The organism is Stenotrophomonas sp. TWI1183, from assembly GCF_039673115.1.
Classification (GTDB): domain Bacteria; phylum Pseudomonadota; class Gammaproteobacteria; order Xanthomonadales; family Xanthomonadaceae; genus Stenotrophomonas; species Stenotrophomonas maltophilia_AA.
Genome location: NZ_JBDJKZ010000001.1, coordinates 408,488 through 434,705, shown reverse-complemented (window position 1 = coordinate 434,705; position 26,218 = coordinate 408,488). Strand labels below are relative to the sequence as shown.

General features: G+C 64.5%; 28 protein-coding genes. 11 read left to right on the top strand and 17 right to left on the bottom strand.

Features of this window, described 5'->3' with window-relative positions:
• Positions 1 to 13: 13 nt before the first annotated feature.
• Together ABE434_RS02055 and ABE434_RS02050 are read right to left on the bottom strand one after the other, a co-directional pair.
• Positions 14 to 1,357: a hypothetical protein gene (locus tag ABE434_RS02055; protein WP_346477629.1), complete on the bottom strand. Its 1,344-nt coding sequence runs from the start codon at positions 1,355 to 1,357 to the stop codon at positions 14 to 16.
• A gap of 282 nt (positions 1,358 to 1,639) precedes the next feature.
• A complete protein-coding gene (locus tag ABE434_RS02050; protein ID WP_346477628.1) occupies positions 1,640 to 1,888 on the bottom strand; it encodes an AlpA family phage regulatory protein in 249 nt (82 codons plus the stop codon).
• Positions 1,889 to 2,346: 458 nt separating this feature from the next.
• On the opposite strand from ABE434_RS02050, the gene ABE434_RS02045 reads away from it, so the two are divergent.
• Both ABE434_RS02045 and ABE434_RS02040 read left to right on the top strand, forming a co-directional pair.
• The gene (locus ABE434_RS02045) at positions 2,347 to 2,739 is read left to right on the top strand and encodes a hypothetical protein (protein ID WP_346477627.1); all 393 of its coding nucleotides are present in this window, start codon (positions 2,347 to 2,349) and stop codon (positions 2,737 to 2,739) included.
• Positions 2,740 to 2,811: 72 nt separating this feature from the next.
• The gene (locus ABE434_RS02040) at positions 2,812 to 4,221 is read left to right on the top strand and encodes a DUF3987 domain-containing protein (RefSeq protein WP_346477626.1); all 1,410 of its coding nucleotides are present in this window, start codon (positions 2,812 to 2,814) and stop codon (positions 4,219 to 4,221) included.
• Positions 4,222 to 4,615: 394 nt separating this feature from the next.
• Here the strand turns inward: ABE434_RS02040 and ABE434_RS02035 are convergent, their stop codons facing one another.
• From ABE434_RS02035 to ABE434_RS02015, 5 genes are all read right to left on the bottom strand, one after another.
• Entirely contained in the window at positions 4,616 to 5,083 is a 468-nt protein-coding gene (locus tag ABE434_RS02035; protein ID WP_346477625.1) for a DUF2269 domain-containing protein, read from the bottom strand.
• On the bottom strand, positions 5,067 to 6,446 hold the full coding sequence (locus ABE434_RS02030) for an SDR family oxidoreductase (RefSeq protein WP_346477624.1): 1,380 nt from the start codon (positions 6,444 to 6,446) through the stop codon (positions 5,067 to 5,069). The genes ABE434_RS02035 and ABE434_RS02030 overlap by 17 nt, the downstream gene beginning before the upstream one ends.
• A gap of 393 nt (positions 6,447 to 6,839) precedes the next feature.
• On the bottom strand, positions 6,840 to 8,360 hold the full coding sequence (locus tag ABE434_RS02025; RefSeq protein ID WP_346477623.1) for an FAD-dependent oxidoreductase: 1,521 nt from the start codon (positions 8,358 to 8,360) through the stop codon (positions 6,840 to 6,842).
• Positions 8,361 to 8,410: 50 nt separating this feature from the next.
• Complete coding sequence (locus tag ABE434_RS02020) at positions 8,411 to 9,040, bottom strand: DUF2971 domain-containing protein (protein ID WP_346477622.1); 630 nt, start codon at positions 9,038 to 9,040, stop codon at positions 8,411 to 8,413.
• A gap of 112 nt (positions 9,041 to 9,152) precedes the next feature.
• Entirely contained in the window at positions 9,153 to 9,347 is a 195-nt protein-coding gene (locus ABE434_RS02015) for a hypothetical protein (RefSeq protein WP_346477621.1), read from the bottom strand.
• Here ABE434_RS02015 and ABE434_RS02010 point away from each other — a divergent pair.
• Positions 9,346 to 9,534 carry a hypothetical protein gene (locus tag ABE434_RS02010; RefSeq protein WP_314401751.1) on the top strand — a complete coding sequence of 63 codons (189 nt, stop codon included), beginning with the start codon at positions 9,346 to 9,348 and terminating at the stop codon, positions 9,532 to 9,534. The two genes, ABE434_RS02015 and ABE434_RS02010, sit on opposite strands and share 2 nt — an antisense overlap.
• A gap of 56 nt (positions 9,535 to 9,590) precedes the next feature.
• The gene (locus ABE434_RS02005; RefSeq protein WP_346477620.1) at positions 9,591 to 11,516 is read left to right on the top strand and encodes a prolyl oligopeptidase family serine peptidase; all 1,926 of its coding nucleotides are present in this window, start codon (positions 9,591 to 9,593) and stop codon (positions 11,514 to 11,516) included.
• 6 nt (positions 11,517 to 11,522) lie between these two features.
• On the opposite strand, the gene ABE434_RS02000 is transcribed toward ABE434_RS02005, so the two are convergent.
• Positions 11,523 to 11,942, bottom strand: coding sequence for a BLUF domain-containing protein (locus tag ABE434_RS02000; protein ID WP_346477619.1), 420 nt, complete (start codon positions 11,940 to 11,942; stop codon positions 11,523 to 11,525).
• Positions 11,943 to 12,142: 200 nt separating this feature from the next.
• Between ABE434_RS02000 and ABE434_RS01995 the strand changes: the two genes are divergently transcribed.
• Positions 12,143 to 13,129 (top strand): chemotaxis protein CheB, encoded by a 987-nt coding sequence (locus ABE434_RS01995; RefSeq protein WP_141056924.1) that lies wholly within the window; start codon positions 12,143 to 12,145, stop codon positions 13,127 to 13,129.
• A gap of 73 nt (positions 13,130 to 13,202) precedes the next feature.
• On the opposite strand, the gene ABE434_RS01990 is transcribed toward ABE434_RS01995, so the two are convergent.
• The 5 genes from ABE434_RS01990 to ABE434_RS01970 all read right to left on the bottom strand — a co-directional run bounded on the left by ABE434_RS01990 (position 13,203) and on the right by ABE434_RS01970 (position 15,894).
• Positions 13,203 to 13,751, bottom strand: coding sequence for an isochorismatase family cysteine hydrolase (locus ABE434_RS01990; protein WP_314401757.1), 549 nt, complete (start codon positions 13,749 to 13,751; stop codon positions 13,203 to 13,205).
• 17 nt (positions 13,752 to 13,768) lie between these two features.
• A complete protein-coding gene (locus ABE434_RS01985) occupies positions 13,769 to 14,407 on the bottom strand; it encodes a DUF6766 family protein (RefSeq protein ID WP_346477695.1) in 639 nt (212 codons plus the stop codon).
• Positions 14,408 to 14,497: 90 nt separating this feature from the next.
• Entirely contained in the window at positions 14,498 to 14,860 is a 363-nt protein-coding gene (locus tag ABE434_RS01980; RefSeq protein ID WP_346477699.1) for a hypothetical protein, read from the bottom strand.
• Positions 14,861 to 14,881: 21 nt separating this feature from the next.
• Positions 14,882 to 15,376 carry a ferritin-like domain-containing protein gene (locus ABE434_RS01975; protein ID WP_314401761.1) on the bottom strand — a complete coding sequence of 165 codons (495 nt, stop codon included), beginning with the start codon at positions 15,374 to 15,376 and terminating at the stop codon, positions 14,882 to 14,884.
• A gap of 86 nt (positions 15,377 to 15,462) precedes the next feature.
• Positions 15,463 to 15,894 carry a low affinity iron permease family protein gene (locus ABE434_RS01970; RefSeq protein WP_346477618.1) on the bottom strand — a complete coding sequence of 144 codons (432 nt, stop codon included), beginning with the start codon at positions 15,892 to 15,894 and terminating at the stop codon, positions 15,463 to 15,465.
• A gap of 219 nt (positions 15,895 to 16,113) precedes the next feature.
• Between ABE434_RS01970 and ABE434_RS01965 the strand changes: the two genes are divergently transcribed.
• From ABE434_RS01965 to ABE434_RS01945, 5 genes are all read left to right on the top strand, one after another.
• Positions 16,114 to 16,290 (top strand): DUF3606 domain-containing protein, encoded by a 177-nt coding sequence (locus ABE434_RS01965; protein ID WP_141056930.1) that lies wholly within the window; start codon positions 16,114 to 16,116, stop codon positions 16,288 to 16,290.
• Positions 16,291 to 16,303: 13 nt separating this feature from the next.
• On the top strand, positions 16,304 to 18,862 hold the full coding sequence (gene ligD / locus ABE434_RS01960; protein ID WP_346477617.1) for a DNA ligase D: 2,559 nt from the start codon (positions 16,304 to 16,306) through the stop codon (positions 18,860 to 18,862).
• A gap of 39 nt (positions 18,863 to 18,901) precedes the next feature.
• Entirely contained in the window at positions 18,902 to 19,078 is a 177-nt protein-coding gene (locus tag ABE434_RS01955) for a hypothetical protein (RefSeq protein WP_346477616.1), read from the top strand.
• On the top strand, positions 19,079 to 19,714 hold the full coding sequence (locus ABE434_RS01950) for an OBAP family protein (RefSeq protein ID WP_346477694.1): 636 nt from the start codon (positions 19,079 to 19,081) through the stop codon (positions 19,712 to 19,714).
• A gap of 66 nt (positions 19,715 to 19,780) precedes the next feature.
• Positions 19,781 to 21,613 (top strand): YbhB/YbcL family Raf kinase inhibitor-like protein, encoded by a 1,833-nt coding sequence (locus ABE434_RS01945; RefSeq protein WP_346477615.1) that lies wholly within the window; start codon positions 19,781 to 19,783, stop codon positions 21,611 to 21,613.
• 62 nt (positions 21,614 to 21,675) lie between these two features.
• Here the strand turns inward: ABE434_RS01945 and ABE434_RS01940 are convergent, their stop codons facing one another.
• From ABE434_RS01940 to ABE434_RS01930, 3 genes are all read right to left on the bottom strand, one after another.
• Positions 21,676 to 22,236, bottom strand: a complete 561-nt coding sequence (locus ABE434_RS01940) for a mechanosensitive ion channel domain-containing protein (protein WP_346477614.1) — start codon at positions 22,234 to 22,236, stop codon at positions 21,676 to 21,678.
• The gene (locus tag ABE434_RS01935) at positions 22,236 to 23,102 is read right to left on the bottom strand and encodes an SDR family oxidoreductase (RefSeq protein WP_346477613.1); all 867 of its coding nucleotides are present in this window, start codon (positions 23,100 to 23,102) and stop codon (positions 22,236 to 22,238) included. The genes ABE434_RS01940 and ABE434_RS01935 overlap by 1 nt, the downstream gene beginning before the upstream one ends.
• Before the next feature lie 83 nt (positions 23,103 to 23,185).
• Positions 23,186 to 23,563 (bottom strand): sensory rhodopsin transducer, encoded by a 378-nt coding sequence (locus ABE434_RS01930; RefSeq protein WP_346477612.1) that lies wholly within the window; start codon positions 23,561 to 23,563, stop codon positions 23,186 to 23,188.
• A gap of 62 nt (positions 23,564 to 23,625) precedes the next feature.
• Here ABE434_RS01930 and ABE434_RS01925 point away from each other — a divergent pair, with 62 nt between their 5' ends.
• The gene (locus tag ABE434_RS01925) at positions 23,626 to 24,609 is read left to right on the top strand and encodes a TIGR03885 family FMN-dependent LLM class oxidoreductase (protein WP_346477611.1); all 984 of its coding nucleotides are present in this window, start codon (positions 23,626 to 23,628) and stop codon (positions 24,607 to 24,609) included.
• Here the strand turns inward: ABE434_RS01925 and ABE434_RS01920 are convergent.
• Positions 24,573 to 26,168: an alpha-amylase family glycosyl hydrolase gene (locus ABE434_RS01920; protein WP_346477610.1), complete on the bottom strand. Its 1,596-nt coding sequence runs from the start codon at positions 26,166 to 26,168 to the stop codon at positions 24,573 to 24,575. The two genes, ABE434_RS01925 and ABE434_RS01920, sit on opposite strands and share 37 nt — an antisense overlap.
• Positions 26,169 to 26,218 lie beyond the last annotated feature (50 nt).

Genomic DNA, 26,218 nt, shown 5'->3' with positions numbered 1-26,218 from the left:
CTGCTGGGCGTGGCTATTCCGAGAGGCGATCATCCGTGATGGGTGCCCTGTCCCAGGCGCCGTACCGCGGCTTCTTTTCGTCTTGCCTGCGCTTGTGTGCAAGCACATATGGCGTTGGGTCGAAGCCTGGCGGATATGGGCTGCGGGGTCCGTCCAGCGAGTGGTGAAGCAGAGACAGATAGTCTTGGCGCTTGCGCTTGGGACCACGCTTTTTGCGAGTACCGCACGGAGTCGGTGTGCGCCAGAAGTTCTTGATCGTGTCGTTGCTGGTCTTCAAAACACAGTCTTGCTTCGTTAGGTAGCAAAGAGCGTAGCGCAGGCCCACAAGCGCTTCGATGCTCTGGAAGTCTTGCAGCCCAAGTCCATTGAACGGCCAAGAGCGACGGTCCTTGTAGCTGTTGTGGGCGCTGCCGCGATCATGGCCGATGCGCCGCAGCCACATTTCGCAAAGGGCATCGGAGATGTAGTCGACGCTGCGGCTGGTAAGGCCCTGAAGATCGCCGTTCAACACCACGAGAAGGTGGAAATGCGTACCGCGGGAGATGCCGTTCTCGCGTTTGATGATGAAGCCCAAGTAGCCGGGGAGCAGGTTGCGCTGGCAGGCGCTGCTACGCAACGAGCGGAGGAAGCCTGTTACTGCCTTGTCTGCGTCCTCGGAGTGGCTGAAGTCCTTCCAAGCGGTACGGAGAGTAAGGTCGATGCGTAGGAAGCAGAGACGGGTGTGCTTGCCGGCAAAGTGATATATGAAGTGACGCGCGCTCTTAAAGTTGTCCTCCTCCTTGCGCGTGTAGGCCCTCACGGCATTAATGTACTTCCAAGATCGGTTCACGCGGTGCACGAAGCGCACCAGATGGCGCGTCAAGGTGCCGAGCTCAAGGTCATGACTGATGCCACTGCTGTTGACATGGCACAGGGCAGTCCGCGTGGCGTAGCGCTTCATTGAACGGAGCAAAACCGTGATAGCGGGATGGAAGACATGGTTCGCCCAAGCGGCGTTCCAGTGAGGATTGTCGGCATGGACCTGGCAGCACTTAAGAATGCGCATGCCCAGGGACTTGAGCTTGACCGCGGGCAACGGCGGGCCCCCCGTGCGGAACGGGGCTCGGATGTCTAAGCAGGGAACACCATCGCCATCGGCAAGGGCGGCATGAAGTTTCAGCAGGCTTTTGCAATGTGCCTTGAAGCGGTGGTCGTCCAAGCCGCCGACCCACTGGTCTCGGTCGGGAAGATGATATTTGACATGCGTGTCAAGGATGTCCTGATAGCGGCTTTCGCGCTCGATCAGGTCAGCGATCGAGCGCTCAAGGATGGTGGGAGTATTCGCCGCATTGCTGTGGCGTTGGACTTGAGAATGCATGTTCTGTTCTTCCTGTTGCCCGAACGGCGTTGCCTGCAAGGGGGAACAAAGGTTGATGGGAGAAATTGCCTCTGTTCATTCATCCGACCTAAATGAAGGGAGGATGTAACAAGTGGCTTGTTTATCAGTTGAGAAAAACGTGCAAACGAGTAGGTAAGAGCGAAACAATTAGCTAATAAATACCGGGTTTGCTTGAAGTACGAAGGGCGCTGCATGTATGGGGTCGCGAGACCCGTAATCGGTCAAAGTGGCACAACCGATGTAACCGGGACGAGTGTCGACTTAGCGGGCAGACGGACGCTCAGCCACCCACTGGAACACTACGTTCGCGCTCCAAGCCACGGCACGTTTGCCGATCTTCTTCGGCTCAGGAAACTCGCCATCCGCGATGGCTTTGTAGAGCGAGCTCTTCTTCTTACCCGTGATCTCGCACACCTGGTTGAGGCGCAGCATGGTGTCGGGAGAGTAGGTGCGGGAACCGTCGGTCGGGTAGCTGTGCAGCGCCCAGTTGTTGGCGGGAATGCTTGACATCTTTTAGGTGCTCCGTGGGAAGGACCGCTATAGAACACGAAAGATTCAATGCAGGCGACGATTCCGCGGAATGTTCCGAACATTCCGGAAAGGCTCTTGGGCGTTTCGCGCCCCGTGCAACCGTGGGCACCTAGCAGGGCCTCGTCGGACCAGTCGCGGCGCCGCGAGAGGGGTGACGGCTGGTTATAACTTAAATGGTGGTTACCGAGGGCTCCAGCGAACGGGCTGGCGGCCTTCCGCGGCGACGACAGGCGATGTCGTTGCCGGACGGAAGGCTCGCCAGGCTCTTGATGCTTAGTCCGGTGCGCATTTCGGCCCGCATCTTTCCGGTCAATAGTTGACGCCACTTTGCGTCATCGCGATGGGCTGACGACGGGTGTTGCGCAGCCTACGGGGTTAACTCGACAAGTCCACCGACGTCCGCATGGTCAGGGGACCCGCACACTGCAGCTAACGGAATGTTCGGAGCATTCCGCGGAATGTTGGCTTGTCGTTTCGAAGAAGGGTTGAATTCGCGCATTCTTCAATGCGAAGCCTTTATGTCATCGAACAACACGCTGGATCCGGAGCTGCTCGCCGAATTGGTAAGTGACATTGATTGCCTCGGCCTCGAGATTCTGTACCTGCGTGCGGCCAAGCCGGCCATCCTTGAGGCTGTTAGGGTCCGCAACGTGTCTTTGGACGCGATATGTGCGTCTGTGAACCAGCGACTGAAAGTCCTGCGGCTGACGGTCGAGCCTCGCCACGTCCAAGCGATCCTGGATGAGCTGGAGAAGGCGGCTAAGGCGCCGGACACCGTCTTTGCCGCCTCGTTCCAAGGCCGAGCGCCGCCGAGGAGTGTGCTGCCGTAAGCCGCTCACGCTACTCGCTAACCGCCACGCTGCATGCGCGTTGCGCCTGCTTGCCATGAATAGAGGTATTCCATGCTCGACCCGTTTCCTCACTTGTCCAGGGTATGCCCGATCAATGCCCTTCCTGATCTGCTTTACAGTGCTGCCTGCGAAGTCCGCCGCCTGGAGGACGACGTCCCGGCCGAGTGCCTCCTGATGGATGCCATCGCCGCTTGTGTGGTTCCCGTGCAACGCCTGTATGACGTCGTGGGCCTGGACTATAGGCATATGCCGACGACAATCTTTATGCTGACGCTCGCACCTAGTGGGCGCGGCAAGGGGACCTCGTACCGTGAGTTCTTCAAACCCTTGATCGAGCACAATCGGCAGGCTGGGTTGGTTGCCCGGAAGATCCGCGCGAGTAAGCGTTCGGTTGAGAAAGCGGGCTCGCTCGTAGATGGCCGGGAACTCCAGGAACCAGACGGTCGAATGTTGACAATGATTAGCTACCGCGCACTGCTGGAGTGCCTGGATGGCCGGGCGCGTTCAGTCTGCGTCAACGACGAGGATGGCGGAAGCTTCTTGGAGAGCGATCTGTTTGTCAGGATGGGCGGAAGCCTCACTAAGCTCCACAGCGGTTTCGACTTGGATCACGTCGTTAAGGGCGTGGATCTTGCAGCCATTGATGGCCGTTGTTCGCTCGGGGTTCGCCTGCAGGGTGAGGTGTTCTATCCGGTGATGAAACGCACAAATAATAAGAGCTTTCATCAAGGGATTTGGGGTCGAGCCATCGTGGCTTGCCATGACCCCAAGCGGTTTGGAGCCTGCGATATCAGCATGCCGCCAAGCTGGCCGGGGGGCGGACTGAATAAGTTCCACCACCGCTTGCAGGATCTGATGGACGAGGCCGACAAGAAGCAGGCGACGGGCGAGTTGATCAGGGACAAGATTGTCCTCGGAGATGAGGCAAGGGCCTTCATGGCCGAGTTGAAGTTTCGCCTCAAGGGATGGCGTGAAACCTGCTACGACGAGCAGATTGAGCCGGCCGTTAATCGAGCGTGGGAGAACACGCTGAGAATAGCGGCGGTGTTCCAGGTCGTATGCGGAGAGGGCCCGGAGATCAGCCTGGAGCTGGTCCAGCGCGCCTGGGCGATCGTGCAGTGGTCGTTGACCCAGCACCAGATGATCTTCGTCGAGGCGGCCAGGCGGGAGTCCACGTCATCGCGGAAAGAAGGTGCCTTCAGCAAGCCGTGGCCCACCCGCATTAAGGTTCCCAAGCCCCCTAAATTGCCGCGCCCAATCCAGGACGCCCGGTGGGTCTTGGAGTGCTTCGCGACGGTGCGCGGGACGCTGGAGCACGCGTTGCTCGTCGACGTGATCAGGTTGGCCGGGCTGCGCGGCCCGCGGCTGGAGACCGCTCTGGCATGGTTGAAGGTCAACCAAGTCGTAGAGATTGTTGGGAAGCGTGAAAGCCCCCTGATGCGGATCCCTTCTGTCGAGTGACATTCCACTCAGTGCCCCGGGCGTGCTCGGCGCATTCAGATCCTTGCCCGCGCCCGAGGTGGTCAGGATTGAGGGTCGTTGCTGGCGCCGGTAGCTGCGCAGGAAAAAGCTCGGGTACACGACCCAGATCAACGCTGTCACGCAGGTCATGGCTGCGGCTATCAGGGGCGCGAAATGAAGCAGGTTCTGGACCAAGGTGAGATTGATTCCGTCGGGCTGACGCATGCAGGCGCGCTATCGCGCATGATCGTCCTTGTACTGCTTATGTTGCGTGAAGTGAGCTCCCAACGCGCTGCGCGCATCGCGCCCCTGGGCGGGCCGACCAGCACCGGAAGCTGCCCTCGACGGCGGATTCCGACACCCGGTTGCTGCGCGTCGGCGTTGTATACGACCCTCAGCCCACAGCGGGTTTGGCTGTCATCAGGTAGAAGATCGCGAGAAACGAGAACAGGGCCGGCACGCCCAGCGCCGCCCACGTGCCGAGGTGTTGATCGTAGCGGAGGGGAAGCGGCTCGCCCCGGTCGGCGGCAGCACGGGCCAGATCGCGCAGGCGCATCTGCAGCCAGACCACGGGCAGCCAGCACAGGCCGGCAATCACATACAGCACGATCGACCAGTACAGCCACGGGGTGGTCAGCGCAATGCCCAGCCGGTGCGCCAGGTAGAGTCCACTCAATGGCTGGAACACGATGGTGGTGGCAGTGAAGAGCCAATCGGCCAGCACCACCAGCTCGGCCACGGCCGCCACCACCCGGGGGTCGCGGCGGCGACTGGCGAATAATAGATAGAACGCCGTGCCGACGCCGGTGCCGAATAGGAACGTCGACGACACGATGTGCAGCACTTTAACGACGACGTCCACGGGGTGGCTCCTCCAGACGCAGCAACAGGTAGATGAGCGCGGCCAGGGGCAGGTTCTTCACGATGGGCCCGTATGGATGCGCCCAGTAACCCGGCAGCCAGACGGTGATGACGACCGTGTAGAACGCAATCAGCGCCAACTGCAGGCGATAAGTGGCGCGCCGCCAGGCGCGTTTCCACATCGTCAGCCCCAGTACGACGTCCAGCGCCGCGGCGCCATACAAGGCCAGCGGGGCGACAGTTGCCGGCACCTGCGCTTGGGCGAGGAGCGCCAGGCTTGCCGCCGTGGGATAGACGAAGGCCGACACCCAACCGGTTACCAGCCAGGTCACCGCATTGGCTGCGCGGGCCAACGGCAATGTGGCACGCAACAGGGCGCGCGTCCGAAGCTCGGGCGCCTGGTGGCGCGGCACGAAGTCGATGGGTGCGCGCAGGGGTCGCCCGAGCAGCGTCTGCCACGCACCGGAGGCCGCTGTGTTGCCGTGCGCGAGCATGGTCATGGTGTCTGCATCCAGTGCAATGCCAGGCATCCATCGGGTCAGTGCAGTGGCCAGGTCCATCCAGCGGGGCGCCACCGGAAACCACCGCAGACGATAACCCAATGCGTCGGCGAGGGTTGCCAGGTAGGCAGGCAGCGTCAGCGGTACCGGCCCCACTGCGGCAATCAGCGGTGGAGGGCAGGGGTGGTCCACCAATGCTATCAATCCGTCGACCAGGTCCTGCTGGTGGATGGGTTGGACGCGTGCGCCCCCGGGCGCCGGGAGAGGCAGCACGGGGAGCAGGGCCAATTGCAGGAACAGGCCTGTGCTGGCGCCTTTCGGCGCAAACACCAGCGAGGGACGCACGACAGTCACATCGCCGGGGAAGCGCAGCGCGCAGTGATCGCCGAGCGCCTTGCTGCGCCAGAAGCGGGTAGGGGCACCCGGGCCGGCGCCCAGCGCCGATATATGGATCAAGCGGGGCACGCCGGCGCGCGCTGCCTGTTCAAACAGGGTGCACGGGCCCTTGACATGGACATCGTCAAAACTCTGTCCATCGCGCTCGGAAAAAATGCCGGCCGCGTTGATCAGCACGTCCAGCGTACGCAGCAGACTCTGCAGCGCGTGGTCGCCGGGCGTTGAAAAATCGAAACGCAGCAGCCGAGCATGCTCATTCGGTCGGTCGCTGTCCGGGCTCCGCATCGCAAGGAAGACTTCATGCCCCTGCCGCACCAGTTCCTCACCCAGCGTGCTTCCGATCAGACCATTGGCGCCGATGATCAGAATCCTGCGCGGGGCTATCGCCCGGGTTGGCTGCGTCGCGCCTTGGTGGCGGGTAGTTGCGCCAGCCTTTGTTCCACCGTGCTGGTGTCGCTGCTCAGCCATGGCCGCCTCCGTGCGCCCGCGGCAGGGACCAACGCCACCAGCCACTGGCTCTGGCCCCGCAGCGCACACCGGCATGTCCAACCCGACATGCCCCATACATTGGTCGGCTACACCATCCACCACCTGTGCTCGGTGTTCTGGGCGTGCGGCTACGAGCTGCTGCGTGGACGGCGTCACGCGCCGGAGGCGGTGCTGGCAGCGGCCACGACCACCACGGCCGTGGCGTACTTGGTGGACTACAAGGTAGTGCCGGCTCGGCTTTCGCCCGGGTTCGAACGGCACCTGCGGCGCTCTGACCTTGTCTGGGTATATGCGGCGTTTGCCGCAGGCCTTGCACTTCCTGCGCTGTTGGCAAAGCGGAGCAGGCGGACACACCGCCGCTGAGAGGACCGTTCATGGTCCACCCTCCGGCGCCAGCCTGCGCAGGCCGGTCATTGCCGGGCCCTCCAGCAGCTCGCCGGTGGGGGCGAAACGGCTGCCATGGCATGGGCAGTCCCAGCTCTTGGCGGGGTCGTTCCACTGCACCAGGCATTTCATGTGCGGGCAGACCGGCGATAACGCGTGCAGTTGCCCTTGCGGATCGCGATAGATCGCCTGCCGCTGGCCGTCCTGTTCCACCAGCGCCCCGCATCCGCTATTTACCTCGTCGACAGGGGTGGGCATCTCCCGCTTGATGCGATCGCCGACCAAGTGCTTGATTACCGTGGCGTTGGTCCGGGCCCATCCCTTGGCCGACTTCATCGGCGTGATCCGCAATGGGCTGAGCAGTCGCGCGGCATCGCTGTGTACCCCGGTGATGCCCTCGGTGATGAGCTGTGCCGCCACGGCGCCCCATACCAGCCCATCGGCCTGGAAACCGGTCGCCACCCAGACGTTATCGTGCGCGCTGCCCCCGATGTAGGGCAGACCATCGGCTGGCTTGAACTGTTGCGCCGCCCAGGCAATGACGTCGCCGGTTACCTGGAAGCGCTCGCGGACATAGGCGTCAAGCCGTTGGGTTTCCTCCTGCTGGCGATGCTGCTCTCCGACCTGATGCTTGCCGCCCACGGCGATCAACCACTGCTCGCCTGTTGCCGCAACAGCCGCACGCAATGACCGCTCGCTGTCCTTGATCCAGTGGATGCCCGGGGCGGGCGGGTCAGCCACACGCACGGCGATACCGCATTCGCGGTACACCTCCATCTCGGCTTGGACCAGATTGAATCCTGCCGGGGAGTGGGTGGCCAGCACGATATGGCGCGCATGAATGCGGCCACCCGGGGTCATCACACATCCCTCGCCGGCGTCCACATCCACGGCCGGAGTCGATTCGAATACCGGAATCCGTCTGCCCAGGTGCGCGGCCAGCCCGAGACAGAACCGGTAGGGATCAAACTGCGCCTGCCCTTCGACCCGGAAACCGCTTGCCAAGGCGAAGGGCAGCCCGCCCCGGCTCGCAGACGGCGTCAGCCCGGCGCGCTGGTAGGCGAGCATTTCTTGCTCAACGCGCACCCGCAGGTCGTTGGCATCGTGTTCGATGCCATAGAACATCGGTACCCGGCCAAAGCCGCAGTCCAGCGCGAGCCTGCGCACGGCGCGCTCGATGGTGCGGATGCCACCGGCACGCAGGGCGCGCACCTGCCCGACGACGCCGCCACCCCACCGGGCACTGAGATCAGACATGTTGGACACAGCGGTGTAGAGGTTGCCCGTAGAGAGACCCGTATTGCGCCGGGCGATCTGCCCGGCGTCGATCAGGACCACGCGCTGCCCGGCATCGGACAGGTGCAGGGCGGTGAGAAGCCCGGTGATGCCGCCCCCTACGACTACGACATCGGTGTGAAGATCTGTCTCCAGAACGGGAAAAACCGGCGTGTCCGGCGACGGGGACGGGAGGGTCCAGATGCTGGTGTTCGTGTCGGCAAGGTGGCGCATGACAATCCCTTTGAGGTAGCAGAGAGGCAGGTGAACGACAGGTAGGTGTCCTAGCTGATTGCCCGCTCAAGAACGCCCAGCGCATCTCCGCGCACAATGCAGGTACCCGCTGGATCCAGCCGGGCCACGTGGACGCGCGTATGCGGGCGCGCAACCCGCGCAATGATCTCCATGATCTCCGTCGGCATGCGCATGCCCAAGATGACCTGCAGCACCGCGCCGGGCACCGGGATATGACGAGACTGGCTGAGCAGACGCCATTCGCGCTCATAGGCCCAGTGCGAGGTTTTGGTCGTGAGCGCACGCAGCGCCGCGTCGCCGCTGGCGGCCACGTCTATGGTCGGCAGGCGCCGGGTGTAACGCACCGGATGCAGTGGCAGCCGCTGCGGATCCAGTTCGAGGGCGATGGCGACGCCGGCAAACCGCCCCGCATACAGCGACCACATGCGCACGTCCTCGAAACGGTCAGTGAGACTGCAGATCCGGGTGGGCAGGTTGCGGTCCAGTTCGCGGGCGGTGCCGAACTGTGGGCGCTCCGCACCTTGCCCGACCATGCGCGCGAACTGTCCTTCAAAGGGATCATTCAGGGCTTCGTAGTGTTCGCAGTAAAGCCGCTCATTGACCACCACGTCCAGAAGGTGCGCGAGCTGCTCGACGGGCTTGAATTTGTAGAAGATCAAGGAGGACTCCCGGCGACCGGCCGGCGGCGCAGTACCTGCGTGTGGCCCGGCAGTGTGGTGTGGACACCTGACGCTGGTCCCGGAATCTGCGCCACAGGGGTGTGACAGCTCGTCAATAAAAGATGATCTGTCCGTGATGCGCAGTGAACGCGTGGATCGCCCAGCCATTGGCCGTCGCGTTGGCGTCAACAAGATGGCTCTGCGCGGTCACGTGTTCGCCACGAAGGATGCACGCGCGGTGGAAGAGCGGGGGCGCATGGTGAAGCTGCAGCCGGGGAGGGTCTTCGGCGCTTACGGAGTACGACATGGGACAGAACAACCAGAACGACCGCAACCAGCAGAACCAGCAGAACGAGCAGGAAGAGAACCAGCGCAATCAGCAGAATCAGCAGAACGAGCGCAACGATCAGAACCAGCAGAACCAGCAGGACCAGCAGGACCAGCGCAACGAGCGCGATGATCAGAACGAGCGCAATCAGCGCAATCAGCGCTGACGCCATCAGGGGCGAGCCGGAAGGCTCGCCCCTTCACCTTGTCGTCGAGGCATTTCGTGGACTTCTCGATCGATTCCCTGTTTGAGCACACCAAGGTGCTCTCGCTGTCTTCCCACACCGCGTCTGCCGGCCTTGTGTATGTGACCTCCCAGCCGATGGCCGGCGATGACGCGTACCGGTCCTCTCTGTGGTTCACGCCGTCGCCCGCTGCCTCGGCGCCCAGGATGCTTGCCACCACGGGCGGCGTGGGGTCGCCACAGCTCCGTGCGGACGGCAGGATGATTGCCTTTCTCAGCAAGCGGGGCGGGGCCCGGAAGCGACTGCCGCACGTACTGGCCACCGACGGTGGTGAGGCGCGCGCGGCCGGCAATGCGAAGGAGCTGAACGTTTCATCGTTGCTGCAATGGCATCCGGACGGGCGTCATCTGCTTGCGCTGGTGCGCCTTCCATACGCCGAGGACAGCGGCGACGACGTGGCACATCCAGCGCGACCGAACGTCATAACCCACGTCCCCTACAAGCGGGATGGGGCCGGATTCACAGTAGGCGCGCGCGCGCATCTGTTCTGCCTGGACATGGAGGGCAGCGAACCGCCGCACCCGCTGACATCGGGTGACATCGACGTGCGGGCCGGCGCGTGGTCGCCCGACGGCACGTGCCTGGCGTACACCGCAACCGCGTCCGGGTGCACCCGTCACCGCATCAACCTCTGGATGCTCGGCCCGGATGGCGTGCGGCAGCAGATAACCAACCGTTTCTCCACGATGAGCGGCCTGTGCTGGTCCCCCGATGGCCGCCAGCTTGCGTTCGCCGCCAACACGGTCGACGGGGATTCGGCGTCCTATCTGTATTGCTGGAGCCAGGCCGACGGCGTACAGGGGCCCTTGATCGCAGACAGCCTGGAGGGCGCGCAGATCGTCTGGCAACCCGACGGCCGGGCAGTGGCGTGCGTCATCAGCCGGTGTGGACTGTTTGAGGTCGCGGTCATTGATGTGGCCGACCGCAGCCACTCTCTGTTGCCCAACGACGACAGCCAGGTATCCCACCTGGGCGCCTGCGGCGATGCACTGGTGCTGGTGGCTGCCAGCTACACCTGCCTGGAAGAGGTGTATCTGAGCGCATGGGACCGCGATTCGCGCCGCCGCAAAGTGACCGCGCTCAACGCCGGGCTCTCTGCGCGCCTGCCCGTCACCTGCGCTCGCCGGTCCTTCAAGGTGCCCGATGGACGCGGCGCCACCGAGCAAGTGGACGCATGGCTGCTCGCGCCGAAGGCCAGGCGCGGTGATCCGCCGCCTCCGCTTCTGGTAGATCTGCATGGCGGCCCGCACAGCGTTGCCTTGATGGATTTTGCGGCCCATGTGTACCTTTACGCTGCCGTGGCCCGGGGCTGGATGGTGCTGGCGCCCAACCCGGTGGGGTCGGACGGATATGGGCAGGAGTTCGAGAAGCGGCTGATCGGGCGTTGGGGCGAACTGGACCTGCCGCAAGTGCAGGCCATGGTGGCTGAACTGCAGGCGGAAGGAACAGCGGGCAGTCCCGCTGCCTGCGCGGGGAAGTCCTACGGCGGCTTTCTGAGCGCGTGGGCGATCGGCCGCAGCACCATCTTTGCGGGCGCGGTGATCAGCGCCCCCGTGGCCAACATGCTCTCGCATGCCGGCACGTCCGACTCGGGCTACTACGTAACACCGTATGCCGTGGGGGCAGAAGCCGAGGAGAACCCGAAGCGCTACCAGGCGTTGTCCCCGGTCGCGACCATAGGTAATGCGAGCGGGCCTGTTCTGCTATTGAACGGCGCCGATGACCAGCGGTGTCCGGCGGGTCAGTGCGAGGAACTGATGACGCGGGTTGCGCGCTCGGGGCGGGTATCGGCCACCCTGGTGATCTATCCGGGGGGCAGCCATTCGCTCGCCGCCACGGGTCGCCCGTCGCATCGATGCGACTACCACCGGCGCATCGCAGACTTCCTGGACCGCCTGCGCTGAGCTCGTTCATTGCTCCAACTGTGGGGCCACGATCCGCACCAGACGATCCGTGCCTGTGCGCGCATCATCGTTGCGGCTTCGGCTGAAGCCGGTCCAGTCGCCCCGGCACACAAAACGCAGGTCCGCTTCGCCCGCGGGCACCAGCCGCATGGACCAGTACGGGAAGCGGCGCCCGCTGATCTGGCCCTGACCGAGTTCCATCATTTCGCAATGACTGGTGGAATCCAGAATTCTCGAATAGACCTTCCATAACGCGTCTTCCGGGCCCTCGATGTATTGCAGGAACCGGCTGCCATCGAACAGCAGCACGCCTGTGACATCTGCCTCCAGATTGAAGCGCTCGGCATCGCGCGTCAGAGCGTCGATGCGCTCGATACTCAGGCCTGGTATTGCTTGACTTGCATACGCCAACGCACGGATCGGCAAAACGGTGGCTCCCTGATCTCCTTGCTCAAATTTACCTTGCAGCGGCGTAAGAAACTGTCGTCGGCTGAAGCACTTTCTGAATGGGTCAGGACATTGATCTCAATTCGTGAGCCGCGGCACAGTCCGGTGACCGGTCACCTGCACGCTGCCCTGAAGCGGCCTACAACATACTGAAGGCAAGCCAAGCCAAGCACGAACCTATGCAGACCAACGATCCCATCTGTCGTGATGTAGTCGTTATTGGAGCCTCCGCCGGCGCAATGCCGGTGTTGACCCGGCTGTCGGCCACGTTGCCTGCCGATTTTCCGGCCATCCTGCTTGTCCGGCATATCGGACGTCACGCCAGCGTGCTGCCCGACCTGCTCGCCGGGCCTGGAAGGATGCGCGCCCGCCATGCGGCTACGGGAGACGCAATCGGCGCCGGGACCATCCTGGTGGCCCCCCCGGACCAGCACATGCTGGTGGCCGACGGCGTGATTCGATTGACCCGGGGGGCAAAGGAAAACCTGGCGCGCCCGGCCATTGACCCGCTGTTCCGCTCGGCGGCTGCCTGTTTCGGCCCACGGGTTGTGGGCGTGGTGTTGAGTGGCCACCTCGACGATGGCACAGCAGGGTTGCAGGCCATCAAGGCGTGTGGTGGGCTTGCCGTCGTGCAGGATCCCGCGGACGCGCAGGAACCGAGCATGCCCCGCAGCGCGTTGCGCCATGTCGCGGTGGACTGGACCACCACGGGCGAAGAACTGGCGGCCGTCCTGCAGCACGCGGTCCGCCAACCGATTGTTTCCGCGCCCGCGGTACCCGCCGCTGTGCGTCATGAGAACGACCTGATCATGGACATTGGCAACGACATGGGCCGACTGGATGCCATCGGCAGCACGACCAAGGTGAGTTGTCCGGCATGTGGTGGTGTGCTGTGGGGCATAGCCAACAGTGCCCCGCCGCGCTTCCGGTGCCATACCGGACACTCATTCACCTTGGACACGCTGAACCAGACGCAGGCCGCGCACACCGACGACACCCTGTGGCGCGCTTTGCGATCACTGCAGGAGCGTCAGCAGGTGGTCCGGATGCTGATCGACCTGCACGGCGAGATGGGCGAGGACGGGGCTAACCGTAGGCGGGATGAGCAGCGCATCACGACGGGTATCGAGCAGTTGCGTGCGCTGATCGACGTCGGCGTCGCATGACGCCTGGGATCTGGGCGATTACCCTCGACACAGCACGCGTAACCCGCTTCACCGTCACGCACCCGGGGCGATGTCAGCGGGAAAGATACGTTGCCAGCCGCAGCACCTTCGCGGCCTTTGCGTCCTGAAGCAGTCTCAGCGCGGTCGTCTTGTGGGCGCCCTTTCCCGCTACCGCCTCACGGATCACGACGGTGTCGTATTCGCGGGCGTTGCTGTCAAAGCAGGTGGCCGCCACGCAGCTTTCGGCGGTCATGCCGCACACCACCAGTTCATTCACCCCCAGCTTGGCCAGCAGCACCGTCAACGGCGTGGCCAGGAACGCAGAGTGCTTTGGCTTGAGGACGAAGTAGTCGCCCGGTACGGGCGCCAACGCTTTAGCAATCGCCGATGACGCCCCGTCCGTGGCCAGGCAGGCGGCCACCAACTCCCTGAAGTCCATCTGCCAGTTGGCGAAGTTGTCGTTGGCGTGGATCACCGGCTGGCCACGCTGGCGAAAGTGCCGGGCCAACCGCGCGATCTGCCGCGCGGCACGGAGCGCGTCCGGCTTCACCTGATCGGCGTCAGGAAAGTCGAACAAGGTGAACATGTCGATGATCAACAGGGCGGGGGACGGCGTGCTCATCGGCGCTGGCCGGTGCGTCAGTCACCGGTCTGGCTGTGGGGCGCAGCCAGCGGCTTGGATTGGGGGGAGTCCTTCTGGCGCAGGAAGATGGTCAGGATCACCAGCGACAGAACGGCCAGGAACTCGCTCTGCCAGTTCTGGAACGACTCGAACCAGAAGCCGCTGCTCCACAGGTGTTCCCAGCAGGTGGGCGGAGGCAGGCCGCGTGTCACCTGCTCATCCACCTCGGCCCGCCAGCTGCCAGCAAGATGCAGGACAAAGCTCATCAGGAACAACAGGCCGAAGGCGATGGCAAGTGAGTGGCCGTACAGCACTTTCCAGACGCCCCCTTTACGCACCGCCCACGGCACCGGACCGGGTTCTATCCGCTCCTGTTCCTGCGCATGCGACAACGGCCGTGATTCGGCCGACCCCTTCTGACGAAGGCTCACCGTAAGCAGAACATACATGCCCATCTGCAGGAATTCGCTTTCCCAGTTTTCGAAGGTCGCACTGATGAAGTGCCCGCTGTGCAGGTACTCCCACAGGTCCACGCCGGCCCGATGGGTTTCGGCAAGCTCTTCATTGTGGGCCAGGAAGCCCGTCCAGATCTGCCCGCCCAGGAAACAGAGCAGCAGACCGAACAGTACGATGGAGAGGCCGTTTCGTTTCCACATGAGATGCACCCTGGCGTGCGTGGGCTGGAGAGGATCGTCGTCGTCGTCCCGGACGGGTAAGTGAGCGGCACGGTCAGGTGCCGCTTAGGGTCATCCATCCCTATCCGGTGCTTTGCCCCAGGTGCCGGCCTGACCAAAGTTGGGCTGGGTCCGGCCGTCGCGTTGGGCCGTGCCATCGGGCTCACCTTCGCCAGCCTTGCCCCCTTTGCCGTGGCCATGCTGGTTATAGCCTGCGTTCTCTGCTGCACGCTCACCGCTGCCGTCCTGCCCATCTTCGGGTGAGGGCGGTTTGGCGGGAATGAAGGGCGATATCGGGTCACTCGCCGGAAAGGTCTCCTCCAACGCCTCGTCGTGATTGCGTCGGGTACTCGCCTCGCGGTCCTCTCGCTCGCCAGCCGTCTCGGTCTTTTCTGCTTCGCCCGGCAGCGGCGGGTCCTTCTGGTCGCGTTGCATGTGTGTTTCCTCGCGGTCGGCTCAGGCGGCCGCTGCTTCGGCGTTGCCGCCGGACTTGGCCAGCATGGTCAGCTTCTCGTCGGTCGCCTTCTCTTCTTCCAGGGTTTCCAGCAGCAATGGCAGGGCATCCTTGTAGCCCAGTTGCTTGGCCAGCGCGGCAATCGTGCCGTAGGACGCAATTTCGTAGTGCTCCACCTTCTGCGCGCCACCGATCAACGCGGCATCACGCACGGGGCCCTTCTCAATGCCATCAATGACCTCCTTGCCTTCTTCCACCAGGCCTTCCATCGCTGCGCATTTGATGCGCTTGAGGCGGATGCCCAGTACGTCCACCACGCGATCGATTCGCTCGATCTGCCCCTGGGTCTCCTCCAGATGCGTCTCAAACGCGGCGGCCAGGTCGGGGTTGGTGGACGCGCGCGCCAGCCGCGGCAGCGCCTTGGTCAACTGCTTTTCTGCGCTGTAGATGTCCGACAGCTCATGGATGAACAGGTCTTCGGCGGTCTTGATAGCCATTGCAATCTCCACAGTGGTTGGGGATGAACGATCAGCATGCGAGCGTAGGCGTTGATCTGGCGCGCATGCAGGGGTGAAACCTGGGTTTACACGTCAGCGAGCTGGTCCGTCTGGCCGGGCGGGGCGGGCATGCAGGCATCCTTCTTGGCCTTGAGCTGGGCGGCAGTGCTGGCCAGCGTTTCATAGCGCCGGCGGATTTCCTCCAGCCGCTCCTGGTCCATTTCTTCAAGGTTCAAGAGTTCGTTGTTGGCAGTGCTGGTGGCCCGGATCAGCTCGTCCAGCTTGATATGCAGGGCGGCAGTGTCGGCATTCTGGGTATGCTGGATGAGGAACACCATCAGGAACGTCACGATGGTGGTGCCGGTATTGATGACCAGCTGCCAGGTGTCGTTGAACTTGAACAACGGGCCGGTGCCGGCCCATACGATCACCACGCCCAGCGCGGCCACGAATGCACCCAGCGACCCGGACGCCTTGGACACTACGCATGCCACCCGGTTGAAAAAATGGCTTCCCACTGACACGACTCACCTGTAACGAATTGATGGGTCGAGCCTAGGAAGGCGGATGTCTGCGTGCCGTCACGCAGGCGCGAAGGGCTGCGTGAAAGGCGCGTTGGCGATCCGTCAATTGCCACATCGCACACGCGTTCTTGCTGTCAGGCTCACCCGCGCCTCGCGTCATCATGACAGCGGGGGTCGGATGCTCTTCGGACACCTTCCCATGTGGAGATCGAGATGAGCGACGACAGGAAGAATACCGGTGCGCCGGACCGCGACAGGATCAATCTCAACGAAGACTACGAGGTGCAGTACTGGGTGCAGACCTTGGGGATTACCCGCGACGAGCTGAAGGCCGCCGTGGAGGCCGTGGGGCCGACCGCCAACGCGGTCCGAGAGCACCTGCGCAAGTGACGGGCCCAGCGACGTGTCGCTGACCGAGTACCGGCGTAAGCGCAGCTTCGACAAAACGCGTGAGCCTGAGCCGGGTAAGCACCTGCCCGCCGGGCAACGCGCCATCTTCGTGGTGCAGCTGCATCATGCCAGCCGACGCCATTACGATTTCCGGCTGCAGGTCGGCGATGCGTTGAAGAGTTGGGCCGTGCCGAAAGGTCCGAGCTACAACCCCAAGGTCAAGCGCATGGCAGTGGAGGTTGAAGACCATCCACTGGACTATGCCGGGTTTGAAGGCGAGATTCCCAAGGGTGAATACGGTGGCGGGCACGTGGCGCAGTTCGACCACGGCGTGTGGTCCACGGGCGGCGACGCGGAGGTGCAGCTGGCCAAAGGCCACCTGCGGTTCGAGTTGTTCGGATCCAAGCTCAAGGGTGGCTGGCACCTGGTACGGTCAGGCAAGCCGGCGCGGCAGCCGCAATGGCTGTTGTTCAAAGACGAGGACGCCTACGCCAGTGACGTTGAAGCCGATGATCTGTTGGGCGACGTGGCGGCGGCGCCCGCGGACGACCTCAAGCGCGCGGGAGGCGGCAGGATCGCAAAGCGGCGCCTGACGACAGTAACGGTGGCAGCCCGCAAGCGGCGGGTGGACTGGGCCAGGAAAGCACTGCGGCTGAACAAGGCCCGGAAGGCCGCCGCGCCTGCCGGGCCGTTCCAGCCCCAGCTGGCCAAACTCGGTGAAAGCCCTCCGAAGGGCGGGCAGTGGGTGCATGAGATCAAATGGGACGGCTACCGGATTCTTGCGACGGTGGCAGAGTACGAGGTGCGGCTGTGGTCTCGCAACGCGCTGGAGTGGACCGGAAAGCTGCCGGAAATACACGATGCCATAGCGGCGCTGGGCCTGAGATCGGCCGCGCTCGACGGCGAGTTGATCGCCGGGCGCGGCACGAAAGAGGACTTCAATCTGCTGCAGGCAACTCTTTCCGGCGAGCGGCAGGGGGCGTTGTCCTACGCCCTGTTCGACCTGCTGCACATCAACGGCGTGGACATCAGCGAGGCCACCTTGCTTGAGCGCAAGGCACTGCTGGAAGAAGTCCTCAAGGACGCGCCGGCTCATCTCGCATTGAGCTCGCATATCGCCGGCGATGGCGAGGCCGCCTATCGCCTGGCAGGGGAACAGCATTTCGAAGGCATCATTTCCAAGCGCGCCGATCAGGGCTACCACGGCGGGCGAAGCGACGACTGGCGCAAGACCAAACAGCTGGCCAGTGACGAGTTCGCGGTGGTGGGGTACACCGCGCCAAAGGGCAGCCGCAGCGGCTTCGGCTCGCTGTTGCTGGCCAGGCCCGACCCGGACCACGGCTGGTTGTACGCAGGGCGGGTCGGCTCGGGCTTTTCAGACGCGTTGCTCGCCGAGCTGAGTGCGCTGATCGGCTCGGCAGGTGGCAGGACGCCCACGGCGCACGTGCCCACCACCGAGACGGACCTGCGTACAGCCGTCTGGTTCGAACCGCGGTTCGTGGTGGAGGTGTTCTACCGTGGTATCGGTGGCCAGCAGCTGCTGCGGCAGGCGTCGTTGAAGGCGGTGCGCCCCGACAAGGACGTGGCCGACCTGGCCAGTACCGATCACGCTGCCGTTCCCACGCCCAGCAGCGGTGCGCCGCGATCGGGCAGGGCAGCGAAAGGGCGTCCGGCGCGCGCCACCGTTTCCGCGCCGCCGCGCACGCCGCCCACCCTGTCCAGTCCGTCCAAAGTGATCTTTCCGGACATCAAGGCCACCAAGCAGGATGTGTGGAACTACTACAGCGCGGTGATGGACCATCTACTGCCGGAGGTCATCGGGCGACCGCTGTCGATCATCCGATGTCCGGCAGGCACGGGCAGGCCCTGTTTCTTCCAGAAGCACCATACCGCCGGGCTGTCCATGGTCAGCTCCGTGCGGCTGAAGGAAGACACGGGCGTCAATGCCCACTACCTGGTGGTGGAAGACGCCGCCAGCCTGCTGGAACTGGTGCAGTTCAATGCACTGGAGTTCCATCCGTGGGGCAGCCGTGCGGCCACGCCCGAACGTGCTGACCGCGTGGTGTTCGACCTGGACCCGGGTCCGGACGTGCCGTTCGCGGAGGTCAAGAAGGCGGCCGCCGATATCCGCAGACTGCTGCGGCAGCTGGAGCTGGAGTCATTCCTGCGGGTGTCCGGTGGCAAAGGGCTGCATGTGGTGGTGCCCTTGAACCCGGGGTGCGACTGGGACCTGACCAAGCGTTTCGCGCACGGCTTCGCCGATGCGCTGGCCACTGCCGAGCCAGATCGGTTTCTGGCCACCTCCAGCAAGCGCCTGCGCAACCGCCGCATTTTCGTCGATTACCTGCGTAACGGCCGCGGCGCCACCGCGGTTGCCTCCTATTCGCTACGGGGCAGGCCAGGTGCGCCGGTGGCCCTGCCGATTGCATGGAGCGAGCTGCCAAAATTGAAACGCGCCGACAGCTTCACCCTGTACGACGTGCCGGCGCGGCTGAAACGGCGTCGCAAGGACCCATGGGCGGGCATCGACAGCCTCCAACAGAATCTGGCCCGGTGGGCGCAGGACGACTGACCTGCACCGGGCATGGCAATGACTATCGGGAGAATGACCGTGCGCCACACCCTCTTCAGTGCCACCGCCGCACTCGCTCTGGCCGCCTGTGGAGGCGGCAATACCGACTCCAGCGTGCAGGCGCCTGGCGCGGACGCCAAACCCACCACCCAGGTGCTGGAGGCGGGCGCGGCGGTGCTGCAGGACCGGCCGCCGATCGAGGCGATCAACGCCTAGCTGGATGGCTTCCATTTCTACAACGGTCACATGAAGGCGCAGATGGAGGCGCATCACTACTGCGCGATCCTCAATGAGGAGGTCATCCAATGCACGATCTACGATGGCAATGTGCGCGATGCCAAGTTAATGGGGGTGGAGTACATCATCAGCGCCGCGTTGTTCGCGGCGCTGCCCGAGCAGGAAAAAGCGCTCTGGCACAGCCACGTGCATGAGGTGAAGTCCGGGCAGCTGCTCGCACCTGGCATTCCCGAGCTGGCCGAACACGCGCTCATGCAGAAGCTGGTCGGCACCTACGGCAAGACGTGGCATACCTGGCATACCGACCTGGACAAGGACCTGCCGCGCGGAATGCCGCAGCTGATGATGGGCTTCACTGCCGACGGCCAGGCCGATCCGGCCATGGTGGCCGCGCGGGACAAGCGTCTGGGCATTGACAGCCAACAGCGCAAGGCACGTCGGGCAGACATATCGGCGCCGCCCGTCGCGCCCGGTGCCGATGCCTGGCAGAACGGCCGCGTCGTCCAGATCAATGACAGGACCGGGCACGCACACCCGCGTTCGGAGGGCAGCGGAGAGGCGGCGGCGCCCGGCAGCAACGCAACCTCGCAGCGCGACGCCGACACCCTGCGCTGAGCGGGCAGGGGACCGCGGGTGTCATCACGCATTGTCACGCGTTGCTCGCACGCCATTCTCGGGGGCTTGATCGGTGCCAACGGATGCTTTACACCAGTCAAAAATTCCGGGGCGTTCCTGATGAAGAGATTCTCACTGGGTGCTGCGTTGCTGTGTGCGCTGGTCGGCCCGGCCTGGGCACAACAAGGCGACGGAACCGACGCCCCGGCGCGGGTAAACACCTTCAAGCCTGCCAAGGTCGAGGCAACCGCCACGCGCCTGGCGGCGCTGAAGGTGCCGGCCGGCTTCAAGGTCACCGTTCTGGCCCGCGACCTGCAGAACCTGCGCATGCTGGTGGTGGCGCCGAACGGGAACATCTATGCCTCGCGGCGTGAGCAGGGCGATGTGCTGTTGCTCAAGGATGCCAATGAGGACGGCGTGCTGGACCAGTTGCCCCAGGCGGTGGCGCACCGGCCCGGCGTGCACGGCCTGGCCATCAACGCCGATCAGCTTTACATGGCCACCGCGACCGAGATATTCCGCGCGCCGATCCGGCCGGATGGAACGTTGGGTGCGGTCGAGCGGATCATCAACGATCTGCCCGACGGCGGCCAGCATCCCAACCGTACTCTGGCCTTCGGTCCGGACGGCATGCTGTACATCAGCGTGGGTTCCTCGTGCAATGCGTGCAACGAGACCAACCCCGAGCATGCCGCACTGCTGCGGGCCTCCCCGGACGGCAAGACCCGGACCATCTTCGCCAGTGGCCTGCGCAACATGCTGGGGTTTGCCTGGGATCCTGCCACGGGCGAGTTGTGGGGCATGGACCACGGCATCGACTTCCTCGGCGACGACGTGCAGCCGGAAGAACTCAATCACATCGTCAGGGGCCGGCAGTATGGGTGGCCGCACATCTGGGGCAGGGATGGCCAGAATCCGCAGAGCACGCCACCGGGCGGGATCAGCAAGGCGCAGTGGGCGGCCATGAGCGCGCCGATGGTGTCTGGCTACACGGCGCATGCTGCACCGATGCAGATGCTGTTCTACACCGGCAGCCAGTTCCCCGCCGACTACCACGGCGACGCATTCGTGACGATGCGGGGTTCCTGGAATCGCAAGCCAGCCTCGGGTTATGAGGTGGTGCGGATCCGTTTCCGGAACGGCCAACCGATCGCGTTCGAACCGTTCCTCACCGGCTTCCTGGTCGACGGCGGGCAGGCGCACATTGCTCGACCGGTGGGCCTGGCGCTGAGCCGGGGCGGCGCACTGCTGGTCGGCGACGACGCCAACGGCGCGTTGTATCGGGTGGGCTACACCGGCCGCCACAGCGGCACCGCAGCAGCGCCGGTCGCCGTACCGGTGGGCCCGTTGCAGAGGCAGCTCTCCCAGGGCAACAACGTGCCGCTGGTGCTGGAGCGCACGCCCAACGTGGCGACGCTCCGCGTGCGATCGCCGGCCTTTGCCGACGGGCAGCCGCTGCCATCACGCTTCAGTGCTTACCACGAGGGTGTGTCGCCGCCGCTTGAATGGGATCCCGTGCCCGGTGCAGTGTCCTACGTGGTGATTGCCGAGGACCCGGACGCGGCGGCGATCAAACCGTTCGTGCACTGGGTGGCCTGGAACATCCCTGGCACGGTGACCCGGCTGCCCGAAGGGCTGCAGGCACTACCGCGTCTCACCGAACCGGCAGGGCTGCTGCAGGGCGCCACCAGCCGGGGCGCGCCGGGCTACTACGGCCCCAGGCCGCCGGTGGGCGACCCACCGCACCACTATCATTTCCAGGTGCTCGCATTGGACACCACGCTCGCGGTGGATCCGGGTGCAAGCCGCGACGAGGTGCTCAAGGCGGCGCAACGGCACATCCGGGCGAAGGGAAGCGTGGTGGGAACCTACCAGCAGACGGACGCACCGCTGAAGTAGCGGGCTTCTGGTGTGTCAGCATCCATGGAGCGAACCGCGCAGGACGGTGGCCAGCGCGGCGTTCAATGCCAGTGGCGCATCATGCGCTGGAAGAACAGCGAATTGGGCACCTTCAAGAGGCAGTTTTTCGAGGCGGGGTTGCTGTCCTGCAAGGTGGTGTAGATCAGGTTGATATCCACCACCCGGCCACAGATGCCGGGTTTGTCGGCACTGTCGATCACCTCGATCTGGTCATACAGGCGGAACGGTTTGGTCGCGAAGATCAGGAAGGAGCAGAAGATGTTGGAGAGTACGCTCCAGGCAGCGAAAAACGCGACCGCGCCCACGGCGGCAAATCCCGTCAATGCGCTCCACAGCACCCGCGCCGACACGCCCAGCCGCTCCAGCGCAAGCAGCAACGCGGCGGCGTAGATCAACGTCGCGGCGATCCGCCGCGCGCCCACCGCGAACGCGGGCGGAAACTCGTAGCGGCTGGCCATCGTGCAGGCCGTGGCTGCGATGGAACGGACCAGCAGCCAGGCGATCATCCCAATCAGCAGCAACTCGCCGATCGGGACGACCACGTCCAGCCATTCGTCCAGCCAGGTTGGCAACGCGGACCGTGCTGCGCGCCAACGGTCCATCACAGCGTCACGGCGCCGCCGGACACGGTGAGCAGCGCGCCGGAGGTGTAACTGGCGCCTCCGGCGGCCAGCATCACGTAAGCCGATGCCAGCTCGGCGGGCTGCCCCGGGCGCCCGAAGGGGGTCTGCGAGCCGAAGTTTTCCACTTCCTCGGCGGCCATGCCGGCGGGAATGAACGGCGTCCAGATCGGTCCTGGCAGGACCGCGTTGACCCGGATGTGCTTGTCTGCCAGCAATCCGGCCAGGCCGATGGTGAGGTTGGCCACGGCGCCCTTGGTGGCCGAGTAGGGCAGGATGTTCGGGGTGGGCTTCTTGGAGTTGACCGATGCGGTATTGATGACGTTGCCACCGTTCTGCAGGTGGGGGACGGCCAGCCGCACCAGGTTGAACACGGCATGGACGTTGGTGTCGAACGTGCGCTTCCATTCCTCCAGGGTTATTTCGTCGAAGCTCTCGAAATATCGCTGGTAGGCGGCGTTGTTGACCAGCACATCCAGCCCGCCGAGGTCTTCCGCCACACGCGCGATCAGCTGCTCGGCCTGTGCCGGGTCGCTGATGTCACACGGTATGAGCAGCGCCTTGCGGCCGGCCTGTTCGATAAGGCTGCCGATGCGCTCGGCATCGTCCTGCTCGGTGGGCAGATAGGCGATGGCCACGTCGGCACCTTCACGCGCGAAGGCGATGGCCACTGCAGCGCCGATGCCGCTGTCGCCACCGGTGATCAGCGCCCGCTTGCCGTCGAGCAGGCCATGGCCCTGATAGCTCTCTTCGCCGTGGTCCGGCGTGGGCTCCATGGGCCCGGTCTTCCCGGGAAAGCCCTGTTGCTGCGCTTTGAATGGTGGGCGGGGGTAGTCAGGAATGGCCATCGCGATCTCCGATCCAGTGAAAGGGAGTACCGATGCTGCGCGCGTGCCTGTAAATGGTTCGCCGATGTGGCGTCAGCATGGCGTCATAGCGGGTGAGCAATCGTCGTCATCAGGGCGTTCTCCGCCTGCCGCGAATCCAGGCGGGTGTGCTGCACGATGATGGGCTGATTGGAATGAATGAGCGTGGCGAACGGTGTTTCGCGCGGTACCTGCATCGGATCGTCGAGGTCATTGAAGCGCACGTGCCGTGTGCGTCGCGCGGGTACCTGGACCAGGTAAGGCCCGACAGGCTCACGATCCTCGAAGAACAGCAGCAGTTCCACCACGGCAGGCAGATCGCCGGGGTTGAGGATGCAGCATGTTTCGTGGCTTTCCAGCGCCGGCGCCGGGCCATTGCTCCAGCCCGGAATATAGCCTTCGGCGATGGCCCAGCGGCGATGCCCGTTGCATTCTGTTGTCATGTTCATGACGCCGTTTTAAATCGGGCTCTGTTGCAATGGTGTCAAATCAACAGGAGCGCGCCGTGATCGGTTTTCATGCTTCGCACGAACAATTCGCGCCGGCCACGTTGCTTGCGCTTGCACGGTGTGCCGTGGACAGCGGCTTCGACGCGGTGATGTGCTCGGACCACTTCCACCCGTGGGCCCGCCAGCTGGGGCAGTCGGGCCAGGCGTGGGCGTGGGCAGGGGCGCTGCTTGGCCAGGGGCCGGTGTCGCTGGGCATGGTCACCTGTCCTTTCGAGCGTTACCACCCGGCGGTGGTGGCCCAGGCGATCGCCACGCTGGAACAGTTCGCGCCCACCCTGGTATGGCTTGCGGTGGGCAGCGGCGAAGCCCTCAATGAAGCCATCACGGGTGCGCCGTGGCCGGCCAAGGCGAAACGCAACGCGCGCTTGAAAGCCTCTGCCGATGTGATCCGGTCCCTGTGGGCGGGCGAGAAGGTCAATCGCGACGGTGAGGTGCGGGTGCGCGATGCGCAGCTTTACAGCCGCCCGGCGACGCCGATACCGCTGCTGGGTGCCGCGCTGACGCCGGAAACGGCGTACTGGCTGGGCGGCTGGGCTGACGGCATGATCACCACCAGCATGCCGATGGACGCGTTGCGCGCAGTGGTTCGCGCCTTCGAAGCCGGCGGTGGCACCGGCAAGCCCCTTTATCTGCAGGTGAAACTCTCCTACGCACGCAGCCATGAGGCCGCGCTGGCCGGGGCGCGTGAGCAATGGCGGCAGAACGTGCTCAGCGCCGCCCAGAGCGAAACCCTTACCCAGCCAGAAGCCTACGAAGAACTGGGTAAACAGGTAACCGATGCCCAGCTTGCAGAGCGGGTGGTCATCTCGCACGATCCCGGTGTGCATCGCGCGCACCTGCAGGCCTATCTGGACATGGGCTTCCAGCGGCTGTACCTGCACAACGTCAACCTGGAGCAGGAACGCTTCATCGACGACTTCGCCTCGCAGGTGCTCCCCGGGCTTCAGGAGTCGCCGTTGTCCAGCAGCAGCCAGGCATAGCCGTAGTTCCGCAGTATCACCTCGTTGCCCTCAAGGTCGGCATTGCGCACCACTATGGGTCGCAGAACCCCGTCGACGTCCAACGCGATGCGGTGGTCTGCGCGCCCCAGGTTGACCAGCGTGACCAGGGCGCTGTCGCCAGTACGGAAACGCAGGCCAAGCACCGCCGGTGGCATGCCATCCATCGGCTCGGCCTGCTGCTCCAGCCACGGCAGCGAACGTCGTGCCTGCAACAGTTCACGCACCCGGCAGAGCAACGAATCGGGGTCGCTCCGCTGTGAGTGCACAGTGACCCGGTCGCCGGCCCAGCCCCGGGTGTAGCTGGCCAGCGGCGCCCGCCACGGCGGTGCGGGGCCGTCGCTGAAACCGGCCTGTGGACCGGGCGACCACTGCATCGGCACCCGCACCGCGTCGCGCTCGGGCAGGTCAAGGTCATCGCCAAGCCCGATCTCATCGCCGTAGCGCAACACTGGGACCTGGCCCAGCGACATCAGCACCGCATGGGCCATGGCCAGCGCGTCCACGTCATGGCCGAACATGGGCGCCAGGCGTCGGCGGATACCGCGGCCGTAGATGCGCATGCCGGGCTCAGGGGCGAAGCGGTCCATCACGCTGGCCCGTTCGGCCGGGCTGAGCTGTTCCAGGTCCAGCTCGTCGTTGTTGCGCAGCCACGCCAGTCGCGCCCGCGCCGGAGCGTCATCGTCGTACTCGGCAAGCGTTGTCGTGATCGCGCGGGCATCTTCCCGGGCGAACGCAAGGAAGAGGTGGTTGTTGAGGTGGAAGTCGAGCAGGTGCGACAGGCGTCGACCCTGGCACAGGTAGTCGCCGTACTGGTCGGCTGGCACGTCCGCCTCGCCGATCAGTATCGGTGCATCGTGGCGGGTGAGCGCCTGCGCCCGGATCTGTTCCAGCAACCAGCGTCCTTCGTCGCGCGGGTCGGCCAGCGCGGCCCGTTCCACCATGTAGGGCACTGCATCGATGCGGAAGCCGGCCACCCCGCGGTCCAGCCAGAAGGCAATGATGCGGCCCATCTCCTCCCGCACCGCGGCATTGGCCAGTTCAAGATCCGGCTCGTGGCGGTAGAAGCGGTGCTGGTAGAAGCGCGCGGCGTCGGCATCCCAGCTCCAGACCGATGCTTCCATGGGCTGGAACATCGGCGATGGACCGTCCGGTGGCGGCTGCTTCGCCCAGATATAGCGCGCCGACATTTCCGCATCGCCGCTACGTGCCTGGATGAACCAGGGGTGCTGGTCCGACGTGTGCTGCATGACCAGTTCCACGATGACGCTCATGCCACGCGCCGCAGCTTCCCGCACAAGCGTGTCGAAGCTGCTGAAGTCGCCGATGCGCGGGTCCAGCGCGCAATGGTCGATCACATCGTAGCCCCCGTCGCGTCCGCCATTGCGGTACGTGGGCAGCAGCCACAGGTGGGTGATGCCCAACCAGTGCAGGTAATCCAGTTTTTCGGTGACACCCCCCAACGTGCCCCAGCCGTTGCCGTCGCCATCGCGGAATAGGGCAACATCGAGTTGGTAGAGTGCCGTTGAATGCGGGGCCATCGCGCTGTCCATTGTCAGGAGCGTTCAGGGTGCGCGTCGCAGCGTTGTGG